Origin of the sequence: Streptomyces graminilatus, assembly GCF_001418565.1 — a bacterium.
GTDB classification, from domain to species: domain Bacteria; phylum Actinomycetota; class Actinomycetes; order Streptomycetales; family Streptomycetaceae; genus Streptomyces; species Streptomyces graminilatus.
The window spans coordinates 1-19,439 of the sequence record NZ_LIQQ01000442.1 but is presented as its reverse complement, the minus strand read 5'-3'; the positions used below and the strand labels follow the sequence as shown (position 1 = coordinate 19,439).

General features: G+C 67.6%; 20 protein-coding genes. 11 read left to right on the top strand and 9 right to left on the bottom strand.

What is annotated here, in order from left to right:
* Window positions 1-4,549: FtsK/SpoIIIE domain-containing protein (locus tag AOK08_RS32035; protein ID WP_055532609.1), on the bottom strand; the 4,549-nt coding region annotated here is incomplete at its 3' end.
* Between the two features lie 346 nt (window positions 4,550-4,895).
* Here AOK08_RS32035 and AOK08_RS32030 point away from each other — a divergent pair.
* Both AOK08_RS32030 and AOK08_RS32025 read left to right on the top strand, forming a co-directional pair.
* Window positions 4,896-5,195, top strand: coding sequence for a WXG100 family type VII secretion target (locus AOK08_RS32030; protein ID WP_063794177.1), 300 nt, complete (start codon window positions 4,896-4,898; stop codon window positions 5,193-5,195).
* A 270-nt stretch (window positions 5,196-5,465) separates the two neighbouring features.
* Window positions 5,466-5,726 (top strand): hypothetical protein, encoded by a 261-nt coding sequence (locus AOK08_RS32025; RefSeq protein ID WP_198539458.1) that lies wholly within the window; start codon window positions 5,466-5,468, stop codon window positions 5,724-5,726.
* A 196-nt stretch (window positions 5,727-5,922) separates the two neighbouring features.
* Here AOK08_RS32025 and AOK08_RS32020 read toward each other — a convergent pair whose 3' ends face one another.
* The 8 genes from AOK08_RS32020 to AOK08_RS31985 form a co-directional block, all read right to left on the bottom strand.
* The gene (locus AOK08_RS32020) at window positions 5,923-6,537 is read right to left on the bottom strand and encodes a hypothetical protein (RefSeq protein WP_055532607.1); all 615 of its coding nucleotides are present in this window, start codon (window positions 6,535-6,537) and stop codon (window positions 5,923-5,925) included.
* A 112-nt stretch (window positions 6,538-6,649) separates the two neighbouring features.
* Window positions 6,650-7,240, bottom strand: coding sequence for a hypothetical protein (locus AOK08_RS32015; protein WP_055532605.1), 591 nt, complete (start codon window positions 7,238-7,240; stop codon window positions 6,650-6,652).
* Window positions 7,237-7,854, bottom strand: a complete 618-nt coding sequence (locus AOK08_RS32010) for a hypothetical protein (RefSeq protein WP_055532603.1) — start codon at window positions 7,852-7,854, stop codon at window positions 7,237-7,239. Before AOK08_RS32010 ends, AOK08_RS32015 begins: the two co-directional genes overlap by 4 nt.
* Before the next feature lie 13 nt (window positions 7,855-7,867).
* The gene (locus AOK08_RS32005; RefSeq protein WP_063794176.1) at window positions 7,868-8,251 is read right to left on the bottom strand and encodes a hypothetical protein; all 384 of its coding nucleotides are present in this window, start codon (window positions 8,249-8,251) and stop codon (window positions 7,868-7,870) included.
* A 54-nt stretch (window positions 8,252-8,305) separates the two neighbouring features.
* Window positions 8,306-9,664 (bottom strand): AAA family ATPase, encoded by a 1,359-nt coding sequence (locus AOK08_RS32000; RefSeq protein ID WP_241827173.1) that lies wholly within the window; start codon window positions 9,662-9,664, stop codon window positions 8,306-8,308.
* Window positions 9,661-9,960: a WXG100 family type VII secretion target gene (locus AOK08_RS31995; protein WP_055532597.1), complete on the bottom strand. Its 300-nt coding sequence runs from the start codon at window positions 9,958-9,960 to the stop codon at window positions 9,661-9,663. Before AOK08_RS31995 ends, AOK08_RS32000 begins: the two co-directional genes overlap by 4 nt.
* Before the next feature lie 40 nt (window positions 9,961-10,000).
* Window positions 10,001-11,098, bottom strand: coding sequence for a hypothetical protein (locus tag AOK08_RS31990; RefSeq protein ID WP_055532595.1), 1,098 nt, complete (start codon window positions 11,096-11,098; stop codon window positions 10,001-10,003).
* The gene (locus AOK08_RS31985) at window positions 11,089-11,760 is read right to left on the bottom strand and encodes a hypothetical protein (RefSeq protein WP_198539457.1); all 672 of its coding nucleotides are present in this window, start codon (window positions 11,758-11,760) and stop codon (window positions 11,089-11,091) included. The genes AOK08_RS31990 and AOK08_RS31985 overlap by 10 nt, the downstream gene beginning before the upstream one ends.
* A gap of 824 nt (window positions 11,761-12,584) precedes the next feature.
* Between AOK08_RS31985 and AOK08_RS31980 the strand changes: the two genes are divergently transcribed.
* The 9 genes from AOK08_RS31980 to AOK08_RS31940 all read left to right on the top strand — a co-directional run bounded on the left by AOK08_RS31980 (window position 12,585) and on the right by AOK08_RS31940 (window position 19,429).
* The gene (locus AOK08_RS31980) at window positions 12,585-13,331 is read left to right on the top strand and encodes a hypothetical protein (RefSeq protein ID WP_055532594.1); all 747 of its coding nucleotides are present in this window, start codon (window positions 12,585-12,587) and stop codon (window positions 13,329-13,331) included.
* Window positions 13,332-13,347: 16 nt separating this feature from the next.
* Window positions 13,348-14,280 carry a hypothetical protein gene (locus tag AOK08_RS31975; RefSeq protein ID WP_055532592.1) on the top strand — a complete coding sequence of 311 codons (933 nt, stop codon included), beginning with the start codon at window positions 13,348-13,350 and terminating at the stop codon, window positions 14,278-14,280.
* Window positions 14,277-15,587 (top strand): TadA family conjugal transfer-associated ATPase, encoded by a 1,311-nt coding sequence (locus AOK08_RS31970; protein WP_055532589.1) that lies wholly within the window; start codon window positions 14,277-14,279, stop codon window positions 15,585-15,587. The genes AOK08_RS31975 and AOK08_RS31970 overlap by 4 nt, the downstream gene beginning before the upstream one ends.
* 119 nt (window positions 15,588-15,706) lie before the next feature.
* Window positions 15,707-16,681: a type II secretion system F family protein gene (locus AOK08_RS31965; RefSeq protein ID WP_055532612.1), complete on the top strand. Its 975-nt coding sequence runs from the start codon at window positions 15,707-15,709 to the stop codon at window positions 16,679-16,681.
* The gene (locus tag AOK08_RS31960; RefSeq protein ID WP_055532587.1) at window positions 16,678-17,601 is read left to right on the top strand and encodes a type II secretion system F family protein; all 924 of its coding nucleotides are present in this window, start codon (window positions 16,678-16,680) and stop codon (window positions 17,599-17,601) included. Before AOK08_RS31965 ends, AOK08_RS31960 begins: the two co-directional genes overlap by 4 nt.
* 58 nt (window positions 17,602-17,659) lie before the next feature.
* Entirely contained in the window at window positions 17,660-17,911 is a 252-nt protein-coding gene (locus AOK08_RS31955; RefSeq protein WP_055532585.1) for a hypothetical protein, read from the top strand.
* Window positions 17,912-17,967: 56 nt separating this feature from the next.
* The gene (locus tag AOK08_RS31950) at window positions 17,968-18,477 is read left to right on the top strand and encodes a TadE family protein (protein ID WP_055532611.1); all 510 of its coding nucleotides are present in this window, start codon (window positions 17,968-17,970) and stop codon (window positions 18,475-18,477) included.
* A complete protein-coding gene (locus AOK08_RS31945; RefSeq protein WP_055532583.1) occupies window positions 18,477-18,938 on the top strand; it encodes a TadE/TadG family type IV pilus assembly protein in 462 nt (153 codons plus the stop codon). The genes AOK08_RS31950 and AOK08_RS31945 overlap by 1 nt, the downstream gene beginning before the upstream one ends.
* Complete coding sequence (locus tag AOK08_RS31940) at window positions 18,935-19,429, top strand: TadE/TadG family type IV pilus assembly protein (RefSeq protein WP_055532581.1); 495 nt, start codon at window positions 18,935-18,937, stop codon at window positions 19,427-19,429. Before AOK08_RS31945 ends, AOK08_RS31940 begins: the two co-directional genes overlap by 4 nt.
* The last annotated feature ends 10 nt before the right edge of the window (window positions 19,430-19,439 follow it).

Sequence of the window (19,439 nt, the reverse complement as noted above, 5' to 3'; positions counted from 1 at the left end):
CCACCCGCACCCCGATCAACTCCCCACTCGAAGCCTCCCGCGGCGACAGCAGAACCCCCCGCCGCCCCTTCTTCGCATCGACCTGCCACCCACTGAACCCACCGCAGACATCCTCCTCGTCCCCGGCGATGACCAGCCCGAGCCCCCGCTCGGCCCCCCGTGACACGATCCGCTTCATGTGACCGGCCGCGTCACAGTCCTCCAGGATCTCCCCGTCATCGACAAGAACCACGATCGGCTCCGCCACCGACGCCTGGTCGATGACCTCCTCGAAGTCGTCCTCGTCGATGTCGTCCCCGGTGAACACCTTCAACACCCCGTCCACACCGTCCAGTTGCCGCAACGGCGACTGACGCGGCGCCGCGACGACCAGCCGTACACCCTGCGCCAGATACGACTGCGCGAAATTCATCAGCACCGTCGACCGCCCCGACTTCGCCGGCCCGGCGACGACGAACGTAGGCACACCGACCGCGAGGTCCGGCCCGAACCCGGTGATGTCGTCGCCACCGATCCCCACGAGCCCCCACAACCGCGAACCCGAGACCTCCGGATCACGCATCCCCCACGCGTCCGCGAACGAGATCCGCGACGGCAGACTGTCGACCCTGAACGGCCGCCGGGAACGCGGCACTTGGGCGTCCCGGACCGCAGCCGCCTCCCCGATCGCCGCGATCGCGGCAGCCTGGCCCTGCCCGCTCGTGTCCCGGGACAGCAGCGCGAACTGGGTCTCGGTACCGGACTCGTTCTTGTAGCCGCGCCCCGGCGGAATCTCCTCCGGGACCTTGCGGGGCGGGATCCCGAGCGTCGAGAAGTCGCTGCGGTCGGCGAGCCGCAGCCCGTACTTCTCCTCGGTGAGCGTGGCGATCCGCCCGACCAGCAGGGTGCGGTCACCGGTCAGGACGAGATGGACACCGACGCTCGCACCCTCACGCAGCATCGTCGTCAACTCGTCGGTGAGCGACCCGTGGTCGATCTCGCCGAGGGTGGGCACCCACCCCTCCCAGCGGTCGAGCAGCACAACGATGTGCGGCAGCCGCTGGTCCTCATGCCCTTCCTTCGTCGAAGCGGCCCGCTGCTCACCGATGTCGGCGAACCCCTTCTCCGCCAACAGATCCTGGCGCCGGGACATCTCCCCCTTGAGCCGATTGACCAGACGGACAACCCGCTCGGTCTGGTTACGGCCGACGACAGCACCGCAGTGCGGCAACCGACTCAGCGCGTTCAGCGCCCCGTTGCCACAATCGATCCCATACAGGTGGACATCGGCGGTGGAGTGCGTACGGGCCAGGGAAGCGGCGATCGTACGGAGAATCTGCGAACGGCCGCTGCGCGGGGCGCCGCCGATCATCAGATGCCCGAAGGTGGCGAAGTCGACGACGACCGGGCGGCGCGCCTGGGCGGCGGGCAGGTCCTCGACGCCGTACGGGACGGGCGCCAGCCGACCCGTGTCGGGGTCGACGGAGACAGAGACTGGACCAGGGACCTCGATTTCATCGAGCAGCAGCGTCTCGGAGAGGGCGGGCAGCCAGGGGCTGTGCTGGGGCGGGATACCGAGGACCCGGTTGGCGTCGCGCACGGCGTCGACGAGCACCTTGAGGTCGGTGATCTCATCGTCCTCCCGCACCTGGACCCTGGGCTTCTTCAGCGCGGCCCGCCCCAGGTCCTCCCAGGCCAGCGGCCCCGACCAGGGCATGAGAACCGCCGGGTCCGCGGCTCCCGGCCGGCGTCCACCGACACGGCCGGACTGGAAGGGAACGAGGGATGCGTGACCGAGCCGTACATACGCGCGCCCCGGCGTGTTCTTGGAGATGTGCCCGGCCTCGGGCGAGTCGATGACATCGCTCGACTCGCCGCCGTCCGTCACCCGCAGCGCGATACGGAGGTTGGTGTTGGCCCGGATCTCGGGCGACACGACTCCACTCGGCCGCTGAGTGGCCAGCAGCAGATGGATACCGAGGGACCGGCCACGCTGGGCGATGTTCACAAGTCCCGTGACGAAGTCCGGCAGATCGCGCACCATCGAGGCGAACTCGTCGATGACGATGAGGAGGCGAGGAACAGGAGCGTGGGACGAATCCCTCCGCACCAGATCCTGATAGTCCTCGATGTCCTTGGCGTCGGCCGCGGCCAGGATGTGTTCTCTTCGATGCAGTTCGGCGCCGAGCGATTCGAGGGCGCGCTCGACGAGATGGGCGTCGAGGTCGGTCACCATGCCGACGGTGTGCGGGAGATGCACACAGTCCTTGAACGCGGCGCCACCCTTGTAGTCGACGAGCACGAACGTCATGTTCTCGGGGGTGTTGGCGACGGCGAGCGCGGCCACGATGGTCTGAAGCAGCTCCGACTTGCCCGAACCGGTGGTACCGGCGATGAGCCCGTGCGGACCGTCCTTCCGGATGTCGATGCCGAACGCCCCGTCGTACGACTCCCCGATGACCGCCATCGTCGACTGCCCGCCCGTCCGCCAGCGCGCGGTGATCGCGTCGGGTGTCGGCGGCTCCAGTTGGAGCACGTCGAGCAGCCGGCTGGAGGCGGGCAGCGCCGAGTCCTCGGTCTCGCCGCTGATGTCACGGAGCGCGGACAGCGACCGCGCGAGCCGCAGACACCAGGCGGCGGAAACGAAGTCGGGCCGTACGTCGGCCAGTCGCTCCGCGCTCTCCTCCTCGACGCGCAGCCGCAGCTTGTCGGCCCGGGCGCGCTGGTCGGGCTCGTCGGCGGCGCTGTGCCAGGCCTGGAAGGAGGGGAAGGACGGAAACCCGCCCGCGACCTGGGGCTGAGGCGGAGCAGTGGCCGCACTGCCGGCGTACGCCTGCTCGGCGGAGTGCTCGGCGTACTCCTCGGCCCTGGGCTCGGCGACGACGAAGGCCTGGCACTCACCGGGCAGGAACCGCTCCTCGGCGTCGAGGCAGAGTGCGTACATCGCGACGGCCGGCCCCTCGCGCAGCAGCCTGACGACGCCGGGAAGGGACCGCAGCCGCCGGGACCCGTCCCACACGACGACGATGTCAGGGTCGCTGAACGAAGCCCGCTGCCCCTGTCCCTGCCCCTTGTTCTGCTCTGCGGCCTTCTTACGAGCGTCGAGGATCTGCGTCAGCTCACCGATCCGCGCGGCGACGGTCTCCGCGTCCGTCCCGATGAGAACGTTGACGTCCTGCCCACCGGAGGGCCTGGCATGCGGCAGCCACCGCACCCAGTCCCAACTGCCCTGCGCGGTGCTCTCGCTCAGCACATAGAACTGGACGTCCATCGGGCTGTGCAGCGCGGCGGTCTGCGCGACGGCCCACCGCCCGAGCGCGCGAGCGGAATCCCCGGGCCCGGCCATGCCGACAACACCCAGCGAACGCAGCGACAGCGCGACAGGCGCGTCCTCGATCTTCCAGGTCACCTGCCGCCGGTGCTCGTCCCGCTCGGGGTCGTCGAGCACGACCTCGGACGGCAACCGCCCGGTACCGACCCGCAGCAGCAGATGATCACGGTCGGTACGCCGCCGCTCCCACAGCCGAGTACGGGGCCCGGTGCCGAGGGACAGGACAGTCGCCGGGTCGGGAATGGCATGCCGCCGATCCTGCCGCTCGGCGACAAGGGCGTCCTGGGCGTCCTTCTCGATCCGCGCCTTCTGCTCCTTGTACTCCTTGACCTGCTTGGCATGGGACTTGCGCCCGTGCTTCTTGTCCATGAAGTAGTTGGCGAAGAGCATGATCGGGCTGAGACCGGCCATGATCAGGTAGTACCACTTCCCGAAAACGGCCACGGCCACGATCGCGCCCACCAGCGGCGTCAACGCCATCAGCCAGGGCAGCGGCCGGGCCTCGAAGTCCCGGGGCGGCGACGGCAGCCGGAACTTGGTCTGCCGGTCGGGGGCGCGCAGCCGGGGCGGCCGGTTGTAGTCGAGCCCGACACCGTCCTCGGACCACTTCAGCGCGGCATTGGGCGGGATGTAACGGGCGAGCTCGACAAGGGAGTTGCCGATGGCGATCTGCCCGCCGAGGGGCCACGAGTCACCTTCGAGGCCCTCAATCGACTCACCGTCAAGGGTGACCCCTTCCGCCGCTCCCCGCACGACGACTTGGCAGGTGCCATCGGTTGCGACTGACAACGTGAGGGCGCGGGCGTCGACTTCGGGATCGTCGATACGGACGTACGAGGCGGGCCCGCTGCCGATGTCGTACCGCCCGACCCCGAGCCGGTGCACGAACCCGGCGACGGGCCCGCCCACGACCCGCAGTTCGACTAGCCCGGTCGGCTCCCCGGGCAGACACCCCGCCGGATCCTGAAGACTGACGACGGCCCCTTCGCGCAGGGGTGATCCGCTGATGTTGGCCGACGGGTCGAGGGCGTACCCGTCCACGTAGACAAGAGGCGAGTTATTGGCGGGCATCTGTCCGTGTCCGTGATGCCCGAACGGAATGATCCGGGCACCGCTGTGGCCGACCTGTTTGGCCAGTTCGCGCGCGATGTCCCCGACGGTGGACTCGGGATCCGCGTCGAGCACGACATCGGCGGTGCCCCCGCCGAACGGATCGACGACGGTCAGAGTCAGGCGCACGGTTGTCCTCCCCAACGGCCCCCGTGGCCGCTTCCGCAACGCCGGCCACCGTATGAATCGACGATATCCGCTACCAGTGACAGAAGGGCAACGGAGACGACCGAGACCCTTCGGAGCCCTTCCCTATGGCAACGAGATGTGCGCGTGCTTATGCGAATGATGGGGAATCGGTGACGGAACGGTGGGGAACAGTGGTGTTCCAGAACCGGGATGTATCCCCTCACGCCACACCCGTAAGCTGCTGCCTCAAGAGCGGACGATCACACCGGTCCGCCACGCGGTTGCGTTGGAACAGGGAAGCCACGGGGGTTGGCCCTGCGGCACTTTGACGAGGGAGCGGCTTTTCATGGCCAAGGACCTTGATGTCACATACCAGGACATGCGGGATGCTGCCAAGCATGTCGTGAAGGAGAAGGAAAAGCTCCAGGAGAAGCTGGACGGCCTGCGCAAGTACATCGCGAACCTGGTCGAGTCCGGCTACGTCACGAAGAGCTCCTCGAAGGCCTTCGACGAGAACTTCGAGGAGTTCACCCGCGGCGCGAAGGAAACACTCGACGGCCTCGACGGCATGGGCGACTACCTGACCATGGCCGCGGACAAGTTCGAACAGATCGACGAAGAACTGGCGAAGTCGGCGAAGAGGTAACCGAGGCCGCAGCCAGAGGCGGCAGTCGCCGGAGTACGTTTCCTCGTCCTCACCCTCACTTCCTCGTACGAAGCTCGATGTCGGTCTGGGGCGGCTGCCCGGAGGAGAGGGCGCCGATGGCGTGCCAGGCTGGGAGTGGTGGCCGGGTGCGACCAGGTCCGGTCCGAGGAGGGGGTGAGGGCGGAACGGCGGCGAATTCGCCCCGGGCGGGAGTGAGGCCCGAGCGCGTCCGGGTGAGGCTTCCTGGCGGCGGGCCGCGGTGATCCGCTGGTGGCTGTGCTCTCTCGCGTGCTGTGCCTGTGCCGGGTTCCGGAGGGGGACGGCTGCAGGGCGTGGGTGTCGGAGGGAGACACACTGCGCGTCCAATACGACCCCGAGGGCGTCGCCCGCCCCGTAGAGAACGTGGACACGTCCTCGTACGGGGAGTTGCTCGCGTACCTCATGGTGGCGGTCGTGGCGATGGGTACGTGGGGCGGCGTACGGCAGAGCCGATGGGACCGGGTGTACGAGGCCGGGGGCGAGCGGGGCTGACGCGTCTGCGACCAGCGGGTTAGGCTGCGACGATCACCGTCTCCCTCGAAGCCTCCACGGCATTCGTCGAGGTGCTCAAGGCCGATACTTCACGCGCGGTCGGCTGACCACAATCCATCGACGCCAGTTCCCCCCGCCGCTCTTCAAACGGACGGAGGGAACTCAGGGTAGTGCTCGTCGGCGTGTGCGTCTCGGCTCAGGGAACCCAGATCGCCAGGGAGTGCGCGAGGTTCTCCAGGTCCTCGGAGGCGCTCATGAGACGCGGAATGTCGTCCATGGCGGTCCACATCACGACGTCGGCCTCATGTTCCTCGACCTGCCATGCGTAACGCACGCAGGCGAGCAGGTGCGGTGAGTCGTCCTGAGGGATGTATCGGAAGGTCGTCAGGCCTTCCCCCAACCGCTCGGCCTTGAAGGTCTTGACGACCGGCGGCTCAACGGCATCCGGATCGTCCGCCAGGGTCAGCGAGCGAAGTGTCTCCTCGCGGGGGCGCTGGGCCGGCCCGATGGCCACGCAGACGGGGATCGGGAGGTCGGTGGGGTGATCGAGGTGCAGGAAGAGCCAGTGCTGTGAGTCGGGTGGGCAGAAGTTTTCGGCGCAGCGAGTGAGAGTCGCCGCGACGAAGTCCACGCCATTGGGGCCCGGATCGAGTCCACGGTCCTCCCAAAGGTCTTTCGCGTAGTCGAGACCCCATGCCTGGATGTCGTCCCACTCCTGGAACGGGGCGGAGGGGCCCGCGCGTGGCGGTACAATGACCCAGTTGTACTCATCGACGTACTCGATGTCGATGATCGGCCAGAACTCACTCATCCCCGCCTCCAGCGGAAGTTGGCCATCACGGCGTCGAACCACTCCACGAGTGCCTTGGCCAGCTTGTAGCGTGGGTTCCTCCCTCCGGCCAACGATCCTCAGGCCTTGCCTGTCACGACTGCTTACTGATCCGAATACTCCGGGCGAAGTCGTCGATGGCGTCGAAGGAGGCCTCCAGGAGCGCTGGGTCGCCGTAGTGGCCTTTGAGCACCAGATCATTGTTGTGGGCCGGGTCGTTCCAGGCGTAGGTGACTGAGAGCATCAGTACGCCATCCTGGCCGGTCCAACTGCGCAGACATCGCAGGCCTTCGCCGAAGTGGGGCGAGACGAAGGTGACTGTCTCCACGCGATCGCTGGCGACGACGCCGGTCGGGCCGGGTTCGGCCAGCATGCTCAGGTGCAGCGGGCTGTGCTCCTCGTCGCAGGCGAACTGCTTGGTGAAGAAGACGAGTGGAGCGGCCTGGGGAGGCATCGGGCCGAAGACGAACGCTTGGTCGGCCTCCACTCGGTTGCGCAGCATCGCCGCCGAGCTCTCAAGGAACTTCCTCATCTGCCGCCGCTCTCGCCAGGTGAGCTTGCGCCGATGGAGTAGTTCGCTCGCATCGAGTTGGAGATCAAGCCACTGTGCGAACTCCGACTTGGTGACGCCCAGAGGCATGTGGAACCACAGACCAGGATCGGAGTCGGTCTCGACGAGCATCATGCGTAGCTCCAGCGGAAGGTGGTCATCACGGCGTCGAAGAGCTCGACCAGCGTTTCAGTGAACTCGATGTCCATGTCAGGGGTGACCAGGGTGCTGAAGGAGAACGTCAGCCACTGTGAGGGGACACTGTGAGGGATCGGCACGGTGTACTGCACCCGCCAGGACGGTACCTCGACGCCCTTCTCCGGATGGGCCGGCAGCTTCTGCAGGGTGCGAATGGACGCCGTTCCGTCCAGCTCCCGTGCCGACGCATCCTCGGCGTCCCGGGCGAGATCGATGAGTACGGCCTCGGGTTCGGAGTCACCAGTGGGTGCCTTCAGTGGCTCGGAGACGACGAACGAGGCGGGGATCAGCATTCCGTGCATCCGCTCCACGGGCAGGTAGAGCGTCAGACCATCGGAGTTGCGGGCCTGCCGAACCGTCTGCTTCAGCTCTTTCGTGAGTCGCAGCCTTGCCTGGGGAATGTCGTCCTTCGGGAAACCAACGGGTAGCTGGGAAACGGATTTCTGCACGATCCGCTGGATGGCCTCACGCGTTCCCATCTGCAGCGGGATGTTGTCCCAGCCGGGCGGCGGAACAAGATTGAATCCGTTGGGTACGCGGGCGGATTCCATTTCGATGGTGCTCTCAGGATGTGGCACTGCTGTTCCGGATCCTCTCTGCGACCGACGTTGCGCCGACCAGCACCGTGATCAGCGGGCTTCCGACGATTCCGGGCCAGAAGGAACTGAGAAGGCTGGGCACCAGAAGAGCCCAGCCCATGGCGAGGTCACGCGTCAGCAGGGGCGGTCGCTTGCTGGGAATGGGGTTTTTGGCCAGGATCCACAGGAGATGGATCAGGCAGCCCGTCAGCCCGGTCCAGTAGATCCAGAACAGGACGTCGCGCCCGGCCTCGGGGAGCAGGATCGAGATTCCGATCAACGGGACGATGGATACCAGGGCGCCGATGATGGTCACCCGCACTCTGAAATTCGCACCCGTGCCCATTTGTTCCCTGAACGACTCAGCCATGTCTCCTGCTTTCCTCTCCGGGTGCACCGGTGTTCCGGGCGCAGATTCGAGTGTTTACCAGTGGGTGTCCGCCGAGGGCATCCAGCCGCTTTCCTTCCAGGCGTTGTAGCCCTCGTTGTACGGCTTGTCTCCGGGGACCAGGTGATGCCCGTCCAGCCAGCCGAGGGAGTCGCTCTTGCTCAGCGACTTGTCCATGACGTCGACGCCCATACCGGCGTAGGTGGCGAACATGGACGCCCCGTATCCCACGTGCCCGAGTTTGGAGGCCCCGCCCGATACGGCATCGGAGAACACACCCTTGTTCGCACGGAGCTGCCCGAACAGCCCGGCTGCCTCGTCGTCACCGAGATGCGCCCACTTGGCAAGTGCGGACACCTCCGTCGGCCCCTTGGCGACCAGGCCGGTATCCCCGGAGATCTTCTTCAGGGTGAAATTGCGCAGGTCCGAGAAGAACCTCCGCGATACGTCGTCCTGAGCGCCCGCCATGGCTTTGCTCAGATCGTTGAGCATTCCCTTGTGCGACCTGAGGCCCGCCTTGAGTCCGGCGGTTCGGCTGGCTTGGGCGGCAGTGCTGGTGACCTTGTTCGCGCCCTTGAGTAGGTTGATGCCACCACGGCCGACGCCCATCAGAAGCAACCCGCCGACGTCGAACGCCAGATCGGTCCAGGACGCGTCGCCGGAGGCGACCAGCATGGATCTGGCCGCGATGGTCAGCAGGGCGATGCCGAGGACCAGGAGGTTCAGGCCGGGGATCCAGATGGCGACGATGCCGGCGATGGTGGCGATCCAGCCCAGCCCGTCGAGGACGGTCTTGATCCAGTCCGCGTTGTCGTGGAACCACCCCTTGACGTTGTCCCACCAGGAGTCCTCGATGACGTCGTCGATCTCGTCCCTGATCTTGCGCGCGTGATGGCTGGCCCGGTCGTCGCGTTCGCCGGTGATGGTGTCCAGCTGATTCCGGTACGTCTGCAAAGGGTCTTCAGTTTCTCCGCTGCCGGACAGCTTCGGAGCGCCCTTGTCGCTGGCGTCGGCTGCACTGGCCTTCTCGGCCTCGATCTCGTCCTGCTTCTCCTCGGCCCGGCTCAGTACCTTGTCGGCCTCGGTCTGGAAGTCGTCCAACTCGTTGGCCCAGGTGGTGAGATGACCGTGGACACGCTCATAGCGGCTGGCCACCTCCCGCATGTGTTTCTGCAGCGTGCCGGAGTCTTCTCGCAGGCGTTTGACGTACTTGCCCTTGAGACTGTCCTCGTTACTAATGGCCTGGAGGTTCTTGGCCTGGGCCCGGAGCTTTTGGGCGACCGACACCATGTGTCGGACCTCGGCGCGGATCTCTTCAGGATCGCCGGGCACCGGGTCGGAGTCGCGGAGCGGCTGCCAGTCGACCGGCCTGCGCTTTGACGTAGATGTTGTCACCTCTTCGGCTTCCTCTCGTCGCGCTTGCTCAGCTGCTTCTCAAGGTCCTCGAACTCCTTCTTGGTACCGGCCACGAGTTCGCCGACCGACGTGATGCCCTCGACGAGCTTCGTTCGGTAGTCGTCCCAGTTGTCCACGAACTCGTCCATGGCATCGGCGATCGCGCCGGAGCCCCAGTGACGGCGCATGTCGTCGCGACGGTTCTCAAGGTCCTCGAACTCCTTCTTCAGCTGGCCGAGCTTCCGCTCGGACTCCGCGAGGAACGCGAAGTCGACCGTCAGGTCCGGTTCTGCCACTTGTGCTTCTCCCCCCGTGCGTGGTGTGACGGTGCCGCACTCACCGATTGACAGCCTGAATCTCTTGCACAGCGATCGCCTGTTCGCCGCCGAACGTGCCGTTGGGCAGTCCGCCGCCCGTGCCGCCGGTGCCGGTCCAGGCGATGGCCCAGGTGATGGTCGCCCGCAGCCTGTATGTGCCGTCGCCCGAGGAGCGCAGGTATCTGATTCCGCACGGCGGTGTCTGGTTGGACCTGCCCGTGGTGTAGGGCTCGCCGATCGAGCCGTCGGCGTTGATGGGGCACTCGCCGGAGGCCGGGTAGGTCTCGGCGTCCTCGGTGCCCGGTTCCAGTTTGAGCGACACGGGCTTGGCGGTGGTCGTGGCCTGGATGTTGAAGCCGAGGACGTCGAGGGACGCTGTCGCCCGGACCTCGTCGAAGACGGCCCTGTCGAGCCAGGCCCAAGTCGGCAGGTTCACCTTGGTGTTGGCGGCGGGGGCGAGGGTGACCCTGGTGTCGGGAAGCCGCATGTGCTGGTAGGCGAGGCCGGCGAGAATCTCCGGGCTGATGGCCTCTTCGTACTGGGGCGGCGGGGCTTCGCCGTTGTCGACCCAGAAGGGGAGGTCTGTGCACGAGGTCCGCTTGAGGACGTCCGGCTCGTCGGGGTTCTCGATGCCGGCCCAGAACATCCCGTCGCCGTCCTTGTCGACGTTGTAGTCCTTGTAGCCGGGGGTGTCGGTCCAGCCGTAGTCGTCCTCGAAGTGGCGCCGTACGTCGCCGATCGCCGCGCCTGCGGTGCCTCCCATGCCGGGCGTGTTCTTGGCTTCGCCGATGCTCTCGGACATCTTCTTCTTGAAAGCCTTGGCGCCGAGGTACGGGGCGTACCAGCAGGGTGGGGGCGTCCAGTTGACGTCGGCGGACGTTACGTTGCCGGTGCTGCCGCCCTTGGCGACGGATCCGGAGTACTTGACCTGGGCGGCTGCGTAGATGCCGGTGTCGTCGCTGCCGCCTTGCTGGTCTGCGCCGGCTCCCTGGCCGTTGCCTGTTGGTTCTGCCGCGTAAGCCGGTTTCGTGAGGATGAAGGTGCTCAGGGCCAGGGCCAGGGCCAGGGCAGCCGTGCCGGCGTTGCGGGTCTTACGTCGAGAACGGGTCACTGGCATTTCGCCGCCTTCGTCTCGACGAACACCTTGGACGCCTGCCACAGCCCCTCACCGGTGGGGAACTTGACCATTACGATCTTGAAGTAGTCGAAGTCCGCGATGCTGGGCGTGGTCTTCAGGACCTTCCCGGTCTTGATCTCTTTGCCGTAGAACTTGCTTGAGTCCACGCAGAACGCGACTTCCACGGCGTTGCCGTTCGGGGCCGATCGGGTGGTGGCCTGGTAATGGCGCCGGGTGCCAGTGGCTGTCCAACCGCCCGCGATCCTGCTGTCGATCTGCGTCTTCGCATAGTGGAGCCCTCCACCAGTGGAGTAGGCGATCACGGCCGCGTCCTTGGTCGTGCGCCTGTCGACGCCCCGGTAGATGGCACGGACGTAGTTGGCGGCGTCATCCATCGCAGCCGCCTCGTTCCTGTTGGCCGGCTTGGGCCAGTCGAAGACCAGGTTCATGTCCTTGGGTACGGACACGTCTACGCCGTCCGGGTTGGCCACCACCCCTGCCGCCGACGGCTCCGCCGACCTCGTCGGTGTCCCCGCGCCCCGTTCGGCGCCGGCGATCTTGTCGTTGGAGCCGGAGTTGGTCTCTCCGCTGCCGCAGGCCGTCAGGAGAAGGGCTGCGGCGGTGGTGAACGCGGCAGCAACGGGCAAAGAGCGGCGCTTCAAGGTGGGCTCCCCGTGAGATGTCGATACGACTGAGAGCCCTGACGGTATCTGGGGAACTTGTGGTCCTGCCACGCTGGACCGGCCTTGCAGCAGGGGTGTTTGTGAATCTATTGGTGCAAAATCGAGGAGTTCTGTGTCCTTCGCGTCTGCCCCCGCAGACCCGCTCGGGGCCGGGCGGGTCTGCCGGCCGCCCTGGCATAACGGCAGCGCCGGGAGCCCGCTGATTCGTCCGTCTTCGCGGTAGCGATCGGGACCGGAGGGGTGGCGTCCCGGACCCTGGGGTGACAGCAGCACCCATCCGGCAGCTTCAGGCCGGTGCGCAAGTTGACGACGGGTGGAGGCGTGTCCCTCGTACGGCTGAGTTCGCGGCCGCTTGTGAGCCCGCGAAGCGTGAGCGAATCGTGCAGGCCTCATGGCAGACCCGTGGTGAAGGGTGGGGTGGTGGTGCAGGGCGCCCGGGTCGGGGGTGTCGACTCGGCAACGGATTCGCGTGTGCACAGTAGCTTTCGTATCCGTATCGCTGTGTTCAACTGGAAGCTGTGCGGCTGTAGTTGCATGTGAACAGCGTTGCGCTCCGCGCTGCTCGTGATCCGGAACGTGCCTTGAGGGGCTTATGTGCGGCTGATACGGTGCCATCGCTTGACACTCACTCCAGCGTCGGCTGGTTGGCCGGCTGGGCGGGCGTTACGTCCAATAGGGGTGTATCGCGCACATTCGCGCTTTTGCGCATTGCGTACGGTGTACACCGCGAGTGAAGTGTCCTATTCGGTGCGCCAGTTGGCGCTATTGGCGATATTTGTCTTGGGTGTACGGGGAGCTGTTGCGTGAAGATCCAGGAGCGTACGGGTGCGGGCGGCGGCCGTTCCTCGGTGCCCGTTCAGCCGATGGCCGGTGAGCGGCTCCCGGCGCCGCCTCGCGAGCGCAAGCCGGCTCTCGCCGCTCTCGCCGTGCTGCTGATTCTGGTCGGTGCGCTGGGCGCGACGACGCTCGTACTGCGGGCGGGGGACCGGATCGAGGTCGTCAAGGTGACCGCTCCCATTCCCGCCGGAGGGTCCGTCACCAAGGACAACACGACGTCCGTCCTGGTCGCCGACGACAAAGGCATCAACTACGTCCCATGGGAGCAACTGTCCGGCCTGATGAAGCTGAAGGCCGTCAGCGCCATCCCCGCGGGTGTCGTCCCCGTCGGGCAGATGTTCACCGACGAGACCGGCCTCGGCGCCGGACAGGCCATCGTCGGACTCTCCCTCAAGCAGGGGCAGTACCCGACCGGCCTCAAGCAGGGTGACCTCGTCGCCGCCTACCGCGTCAGCTCGTCCGGCACCGGCACCAGCACCGGTACCGGTTCCAGTTCCGGTACGGGGGCCGGTGGCTCCTCCTCGTCCGGTGCCGGTACCAGTCTGATCGTGGACAAGGCCAAGGTCAGCGGCGTACAGCAGGCCAAGGACAGTGACGTCATAAGCAATACCAACCTGCCTGTCACCCTCACCGTCGACAGCGCCAGGGCCGCCGACCTCGCGCAGGCCGCAGCCGTCGGCCAAGTGGCCCTCGTGCTCATCCCCAGTAGCTGAAGGCGGCACCAGAACCATGGCGCTCATCGTCCTTGCCGCCGACAAGGGTTCCCCCGGCGTGACCACCGCCGCCGTCGCGCTCGCGGCGGTCTGGCCCCGGCGGGCCCTGCTCGCCGAGACCGACCCGGCCGGCGGTGACCTCGTCTACCGCAGTGCCGCCGCGCACGGCGGGATGCTCAACCCGAACACCGGCATGCTGTCGATTGCGGCAACCGCCCGACGCGGGCTTGTTCCCGATCAACTCTGGGACCACGTGCAGCCGTTGAGCGGTGGGCTCGAAGTTCTCGTCGGGCTCGGGATCGCCGAGCAGGCCGCCGGGCTCGCCGGGCTCTGGCCCACCCTCGGCAGCGCCTTCGCGCAGCTCGGTGACTCCCCGAACGCGCCCGCCGACGTCATCGCCGACTGCGGACGCATCAGCGGGGACACGCCTGCCGTCGAACTGTTCCCGCACGCCGCCCTCGTACTGCTCATCTCCCGCACCGAGCCCGAGGCCATCGCCCGCGTACGCGACCGTGCCGCCGCCCTCTCCGTCAAGCTGCACGGCGGTCCGCGCGGCGCCGCGAGCCTCGCCAACCCCCTCGTCGGGGTCGTCCTCATCGCCGACCCGAACAACTCCGGCAAGCTGGTCAACCAGGTCAACGACATGCTCGTACACGCGCAGACCGGTGCACGCGTCGTGGGCACGCTCGCCGAAGACCCGGCCGGGGCCGAGCAGTTGGCGGGGCGCAGGCGCGGGCGGCTCGACAAGTCGATGCTCATCCGGTCGGCCCGCAAGGTGACTTCGGATCTGTATCAGCAGTACGGCGCCGCATGGACGACCGTACCCACCCCGGTTCAGCCGGTTCAGCAGGTTCAGCAGTCGGCCGTCAGTCAGGCGGCCGGTCACATGCCCGGTCATGGGCCCGGTCCGCAGGCCGGGTACTCCGGTCATGCCGGAGCCGGCCGATGACCGCTGTCGACCACTCGCTGGTCAAGCGGTTCCGGCAGGACGCAGGTGACCGGATCTCCGAGCAGCGTCGGCTCGACCAGGCCTCCAGCGTCACGCCGATGTCCGGTGAGGACGAGCGGCAGTACGCGCGTGCCGTCATCGCCCAGCTCCTTGAGGACCACGCGCGTACGGAGATCAACGCCGGGCGCACGCCGCTGGACGCCGAGACCGAGGAGCAGTACGCGGCTGCCGTGCACGCCGCGCTGTTCGGCGTCGGGCGGCTCCAGCCGCTGCTCGACGATGTCGACGTCGAGAACATCGACATCAACGGCTACGACCAGGTGTTCGTCGGGTATTCCGACGGGCGTGAGGTCGCCGGGGAACCGGTCGCCGAGTCCGACGAGGAGCTCATCGAGCTGATCCAGGTGCTCGGCGCATACTCCGGGCTCTCCTCCCGGCCCTTCGACTCCGCCAATCCGCAGCTCGACCTGCGGCTGCCCGACGGGTCCCGACTGTCCGCCGTGATGGATGTGACCCGGCGGCCCGCGCTCTCCATCCGTCGTGCGCGCATGGGGAAGGTCTTCATCTCCGACCTCGTCGGGAACGGGACCGTGACTCCGGAAGTCGCGCACTTCATGGCCTGTGCCGTGCGCGCCCGGAAGAACATCATGATCGCGGGTGCCACCAACGCCGGTAAGACGACGCTGCTTCGGGCTCTCGCCAACGAAATCCCGCCGCACGAACGCCTCATCACCGTCGAGCGCGCGCTGGAGCTGGGCCTCGACCAGTTTCCCGAACTCCACCCCAACGTCGTGGCGTTCGAGGAACGGCTGCCCAACTCCGAGGGCCAGGGCATGATTTCGATGGCCGAGCTGGTGCGGCGGTCGCTGCGTATGAACCCCTCGCGCGTCATCGTCGGTGAGGTGCTCGGCGACGAGATCGTGACCATGCTCAACGCGATGTCGCAGGGCAACGACGGCTCACTCTCCACGATCCACGCCAACAGCTCGCACGAGGTCTTCAACCGCATCTCCACGTACGCGCTCCAGGCGCGCGAGCGGCTGCCCATCGAGGCCAGCCAGATGCTCGTCGCGGGCGCGGTGAACTTCGTCGTCTTCATCCAGCGGCGCAACAACCACCAGACGGGCGGCCGTCTTCAGCGCATGGTGACGTCGGTCCGCGAGGTCAACGGCGTGGACGGCCGCGTCCTGTCCAGCGAGGTCTTCGCCGAGACCCCGGACGGCCGCGTCGTGCCGCACGCGCCCATCTCCTGCCTCGACGATCTGGTCGCGCACGGGTACCGGTTGCCCGGCGGGAACTGGGGGTGACCATGACGACAATCAGCGGTGTCTCGTCGACGTACGGGCACACGTACTCGGCGGCTGTCGGCTCGCTCGGCTCGCTCGGCTCCATGAGCTCCATGAGCTCCATGAATTCCATCGGCTCCATGGGCGGACTGTTCTCCATGGAGGTCCTGTACTCGCTCGTGACCGGTGTCGCCGTCGGCGGAGGGCTCGCGCTGCTGGTGATCGCGATCCGTGGGCTGCCCGCCAAGCCGGAGCACGAGAAGCAGAAGGCCGCCGACCGCGCCAACGAACTCCTCCGGTTCGCGGGTCGGCGCGGTTCGCTCGCCGCCCTCGTCGGACTCGCCGTACTGGTGCTCACCCGGTGGGCGGTGGCCGGTATCGCGGCCGGTGTCCTCGTCTTCTTCTGGGACCGCCTCTTCGGCGGCGCGGCGGAGGAACGGGCCGGCATGCGGCGGGTGGAGGCCCTCGCCTCCTGGACGGAGTCGCTGCGCGACACGATCGCCGGCGCGGTCGGTCTGGAGCAGGCGATCCCGGCGTCGGCGCGCGCGGCGGCCCCCGTACTGCGTCCGCACCTGGACGCGATGGTCGACCGCCTCCGCTCCCGTACCCCGCTCCCCGAGGCGCTCCAGCAGCTCGCGGACGAGATCGACGACGCGTCCGCCGACATCATCGTCGCCGCGCTCATCCTCAACTCGCGGCTGCGCGGCCCGGGTCTGCGGCAGGTCCTGGGCGCGCTCGCGAAGTCGGCACGCGAGGAGGTCGACATGCGGCAGCGGGTCATGGCGCAGCGGTCGTCAACTCGTAGGTCCGTACAGATCGTTGTCGTGGTGTCGGTCGGCTTCGTCCTCGGACTCGCCATTTTCAACCGGGAGTTCGTCGAGCCGTACGGAACGCCGATCGGACAGCTCGTACTCGCCTGCGTCTGCGGTCTGTTCGCCCTCGGCTTCTGGTGGCTGCGCAAGCTGTCGACCATCGAGACACCTGAACGCTTCCTGGTACGGGACCAGTTGTCGGTTCAGTTCGTACGGCCGTCCCAGACCCCCGCCCAAGGGGCGCAGGGTCAGCCGCCGTACGGGGCCGGTGCGACCGGTGCCGAAGAGGGGGTACGTCGATGAACGACCTGACCATGCCCGTGCTGGTCGGCGCCACCCTGGGCCTCGGTGTCTACGTCCTCGTACGGGCGTTGATGCCGTCGAAGCGGAGTGCGGTCGCGCAGGTCGCGCGCGTCGACGCGATGCGGGCGCGGGGAACGGCGTACGAGTCGGCCCAACGCGCCCAGGACACCGGCCGGATCGGCACGCTCCGGGCCCAAGTGGGCGCCCGTGTCTCGGACTTCTACTTCCAGCAGGGCTGGGAACAGCGCTCGCTGCGGGCCGATCTGGCCGTCCTGGAGCGGAGCTGGGAGAACTTCCTCGCCACGAAGGTGCTGCTGGGGGCGACCGGTCTGTTCTTCGGCCCGTTCCTCTTCGTCATCGTCCTCACGCTGGGCATCGGCAGGAGCCCGGCCATCCCGGTCTGGCTGGCGCTGCTCTTCGCGCTGGTCTTCTTCTTCCTCCCCGATCTGGAGGTACGGCGGGACGCCGCCGACAAGCGACGCGACCTGCGGCGGGTGATCGGGGCGTACCTCGACCTCGTGTCGATGAGCCTGGCCGGAGGCCGGGGTCTGCCCGAGGCGCTGATGGCGGCGGCGGAGGTGTCGGACGGCTGGGCCACGCAGCGCATCCGCAACGCCCTCGCGGACGCCCGTATCACCGGCACCAGCCAGTGGCAGGCGCTCGGTTCACTGGGCGAGGAGCTGGGCGTGGAGGAACTCAAGGACCTCTCCGCCTCCCTCGCCCTGGTCGCGGACGACGGCGCGAAGGTGCGCGAGTCGCTCGCCTCCCGCGCGGAGACCATGCGGCACCGCGAACTGGCGGAGATCGAGGGCAGCGCGGGCGAGAAGTCGCAGTCGATGCTCGTGGCGCAACTGCTGCTGTGCGCCGGGTTCCTGGTGTTCCTGATCTACCCGGCGGCGATGCGCGTGTTCCAGGTCTGAGTCGTCGCCGGCCCAGTACTACCCATACCCACGTTTCGCATTGAGAGGACAACTCACCATGAACGGACGGAACTTCAGCACCGGGGTCCCAGCAATGGACTTCCTGGTCACCTTCCTGCGGGGCCGCGTGCAGCGCGCCCGCTCCGGTGAGCTGGACCGGGGCGCGTCCGCGGTCGAGTGGGTCATCATCTCGGCGGTCGTCGTGGCGATCGTCGGCGTGGTCGCCGCGATCATCAACACCGCGCTGAGCGACGGCGCCAACAAGGTCGGCGACTGCATCAAGGGCGCCAAGGCGAGCGGCACCTGCTGATCGGACGTACGGGAACGGGTTGTACGGGGTCGAGTCAGTTGACGGGGTTGTTGCTCGTGGGTGGTGGCGCAGGCGGATGGGTACGCAGGAGGGTTGAGGCCGCACGGAAGCCGACGTCCGCCCGAGGCGATGCCGGGACGCCGAACTCCGGTGCGCCCGGCTCCCGTACGTCCGACTCCGGCATGACCGCGATCGAGTTCGTGCTGCTGACGCCCGTACTCTTCTTCATGATCTTCGCGACCGTACAGTTCGCGCTGTACTTCTTCGCGGACCACGTCGCCCAGGCGGCGGCCCAGGCCGGAGCCCGCAAGGCCCGCGCGATGGCGCACGACCAGCCGGGTGCGTGGCGGGGCGAGGCGCGGGACATGGTGGACAGCTACATCCAGCAACTTGGTCCGGCCCTCGTCCTGTCGCCGGACGTGACGATGCTCCAGCCGGAGCAGAACACGGTGGGCGTGGAGATCACGGCACGGGTGCCCACGGTGTTCCCGGGCTTGGATCTGACCGTGCACGCGCAGTCGGTGGGCCCGGTGGAGCGGTTCGTGCGGGACGACGGGAACCGATGATGACTATCCCTGATCTTGTAACTCGCGTACGGGCAACCCTTGTTCGCGACCGGGACCACCGAGGCGACCGGGGCGACCGTGGCCTGTCCACCATCGAGGTGGTGATCCTCGCCCCGGTGATGATCATGTTCATCCTGGTGCTGGTGGCCTTCGGTCAACTGGTCGACGGGCGCGGGGCGTTGGACGGGGCCGCGCGGGACGCGGCCCGGGCCGGGTCGATCCAGAAGGATCACGGTACGGCGATGGCGGAGGCCGCGAAGGCGGCGGAGGCCGACCTCACGGACATCTGCTCCGGCCCGGTCACGGTGACCCAGACCAGCGCCGGCTTCGAGCCCGACACCATCTTCACGGTCGAGGTGAGCTGCGAGGTGCGGGGCCTGGCGATGCTCGGCCTGGACATCCCGACGACGCTGACGGCGAGCTTCAGTTCACCGCTGGACCCGTTCCGGAGGACGGCATGACGCTGCTGAGACCAAGGGTGCCCTATGCCGAACGTCTACCCGTACGCGACTGGTGCGAGCGCCGGTCGGCCCGCCTCGACGACCGGGGCTCAGGCGCCGGAGCCGTGATCATCTTCGCCCTTCTCTTCCTCTCGCTCTCCGCCTTCGTGATCGACGGCGGCATGTCCATCTCGAAGCGCGAACGGGCGGCGGACATAGCGGAACAGGCGGCGCGTTACGCCGCCCAGGACATCGACCTCGACGCCCTCTACCGCAACGCGGCGGGCGGCGCCCCGATCAACTTCCAGAACTGCGACGCCCGTGTGAAGGCCTTCGCCCAGGAGATGGGCATGTCCGCCGCGGACACGGGCGCGTCCCACTGCGTGACGGCGGACGCCAACGAGGTGCGGGTCGAGGTCAGGTTGACGTACTCGCCGGTGTTCACGGGCCTGTTCTACGGCGGTGATGTGACGGTACGGGGCGAGGCGGTGGCGGAGAACGAGGTGGGGTGAGGGGGGAGAG

Coding starts and splice junctions, on each gene's coding strand:
- AOK08_RS32030 (WP_063794177.1), top strand. CDS start 4,896: ATGGCCAAGGACCTTGATGTCACATACCAGGACATGCGGGATGCTGCC.
- AOK08_RS32020 (WP_055532607.1), bottom strand. CDS start 6,537: ATGAGTGAGTTCTGGCCGATCATCGACATCGAGTACGTCGATGAGTAC.
- AOK08_RS32015 (WP_055532605.1), bottom strand. CDS start 7,240: ATGATGCTCGTCGAGACCGACTCCGATCCTGGTCTGTGGTTCCACATG.
- AOK08_RS32010 (WP_055532603.1), bottom strand. CDS start 7,854: ATGGAATCCGCCCGCGTACCCAACGGATTCAATCTTGTTCCGCCGCCC.
- AOK08_RS32005 (WP_063794176.1), bottom strand. CDS start 8,251: ATGGCTGAGTCGTTCAGGGAACAAATGGGCACGGGTGCGAATTTCAGA.
- AOK08_RS31990 (WP_055532595.1), bottom strand. CDS start 11,098: ATGCCAGTGACCCGTTCTCGACGTAAGACCCGCAACGCCGGCACGGCT.
- AOK08_RS31975 (WP_055532592.1), top strand. CDS start 13,348: ATGGCGCTCATCGTCCTTGCCGCCGACAAGGGTTCCCCCGGCGTGACC.
- AOK08_RS31970 (WP_055532589.1), top strand. CDS start 14,277: ATGACCGCTGTCGACCACTCGCTGGTCAAGCGGTTCCGGCAGGACGCA.
- AOK08_RS31965 (WP_055532612.1), top strand. CDS start 15,707: ATGGGCGGACTGTTCTCCATGGAGGTCCTGTACTCGCTCGTGACCGGT.
- AOK08_RS31960 (WP_055532587.1), top strand. CDS start 16,678: ATGAACGACCTGACCATGCCCGTGCTGGTCGGCGCCACCCTGGGCCTC.
- AOK08_RS31955 (WP_055532585.1), top strand. CDS start 17,660: ATGAACGGACGGAACTTCAGCACCGGGGTCCCAGCAATGGACTTCCTG.
- AOK08_RS31945 (WP_055532583.1), top strand. CDS start 18,477: ATGACTATCCCTGATCTTGTAACTCGCGTACGGGCAACCCTTGTTCGC.
- AOK08_RS31940 (WP_055532581.1), top strand. CDS start 18,935: ATGACGCTGCTGAGACCAAGGGTGCCCTATGCCGAACGTCTACCCGTA.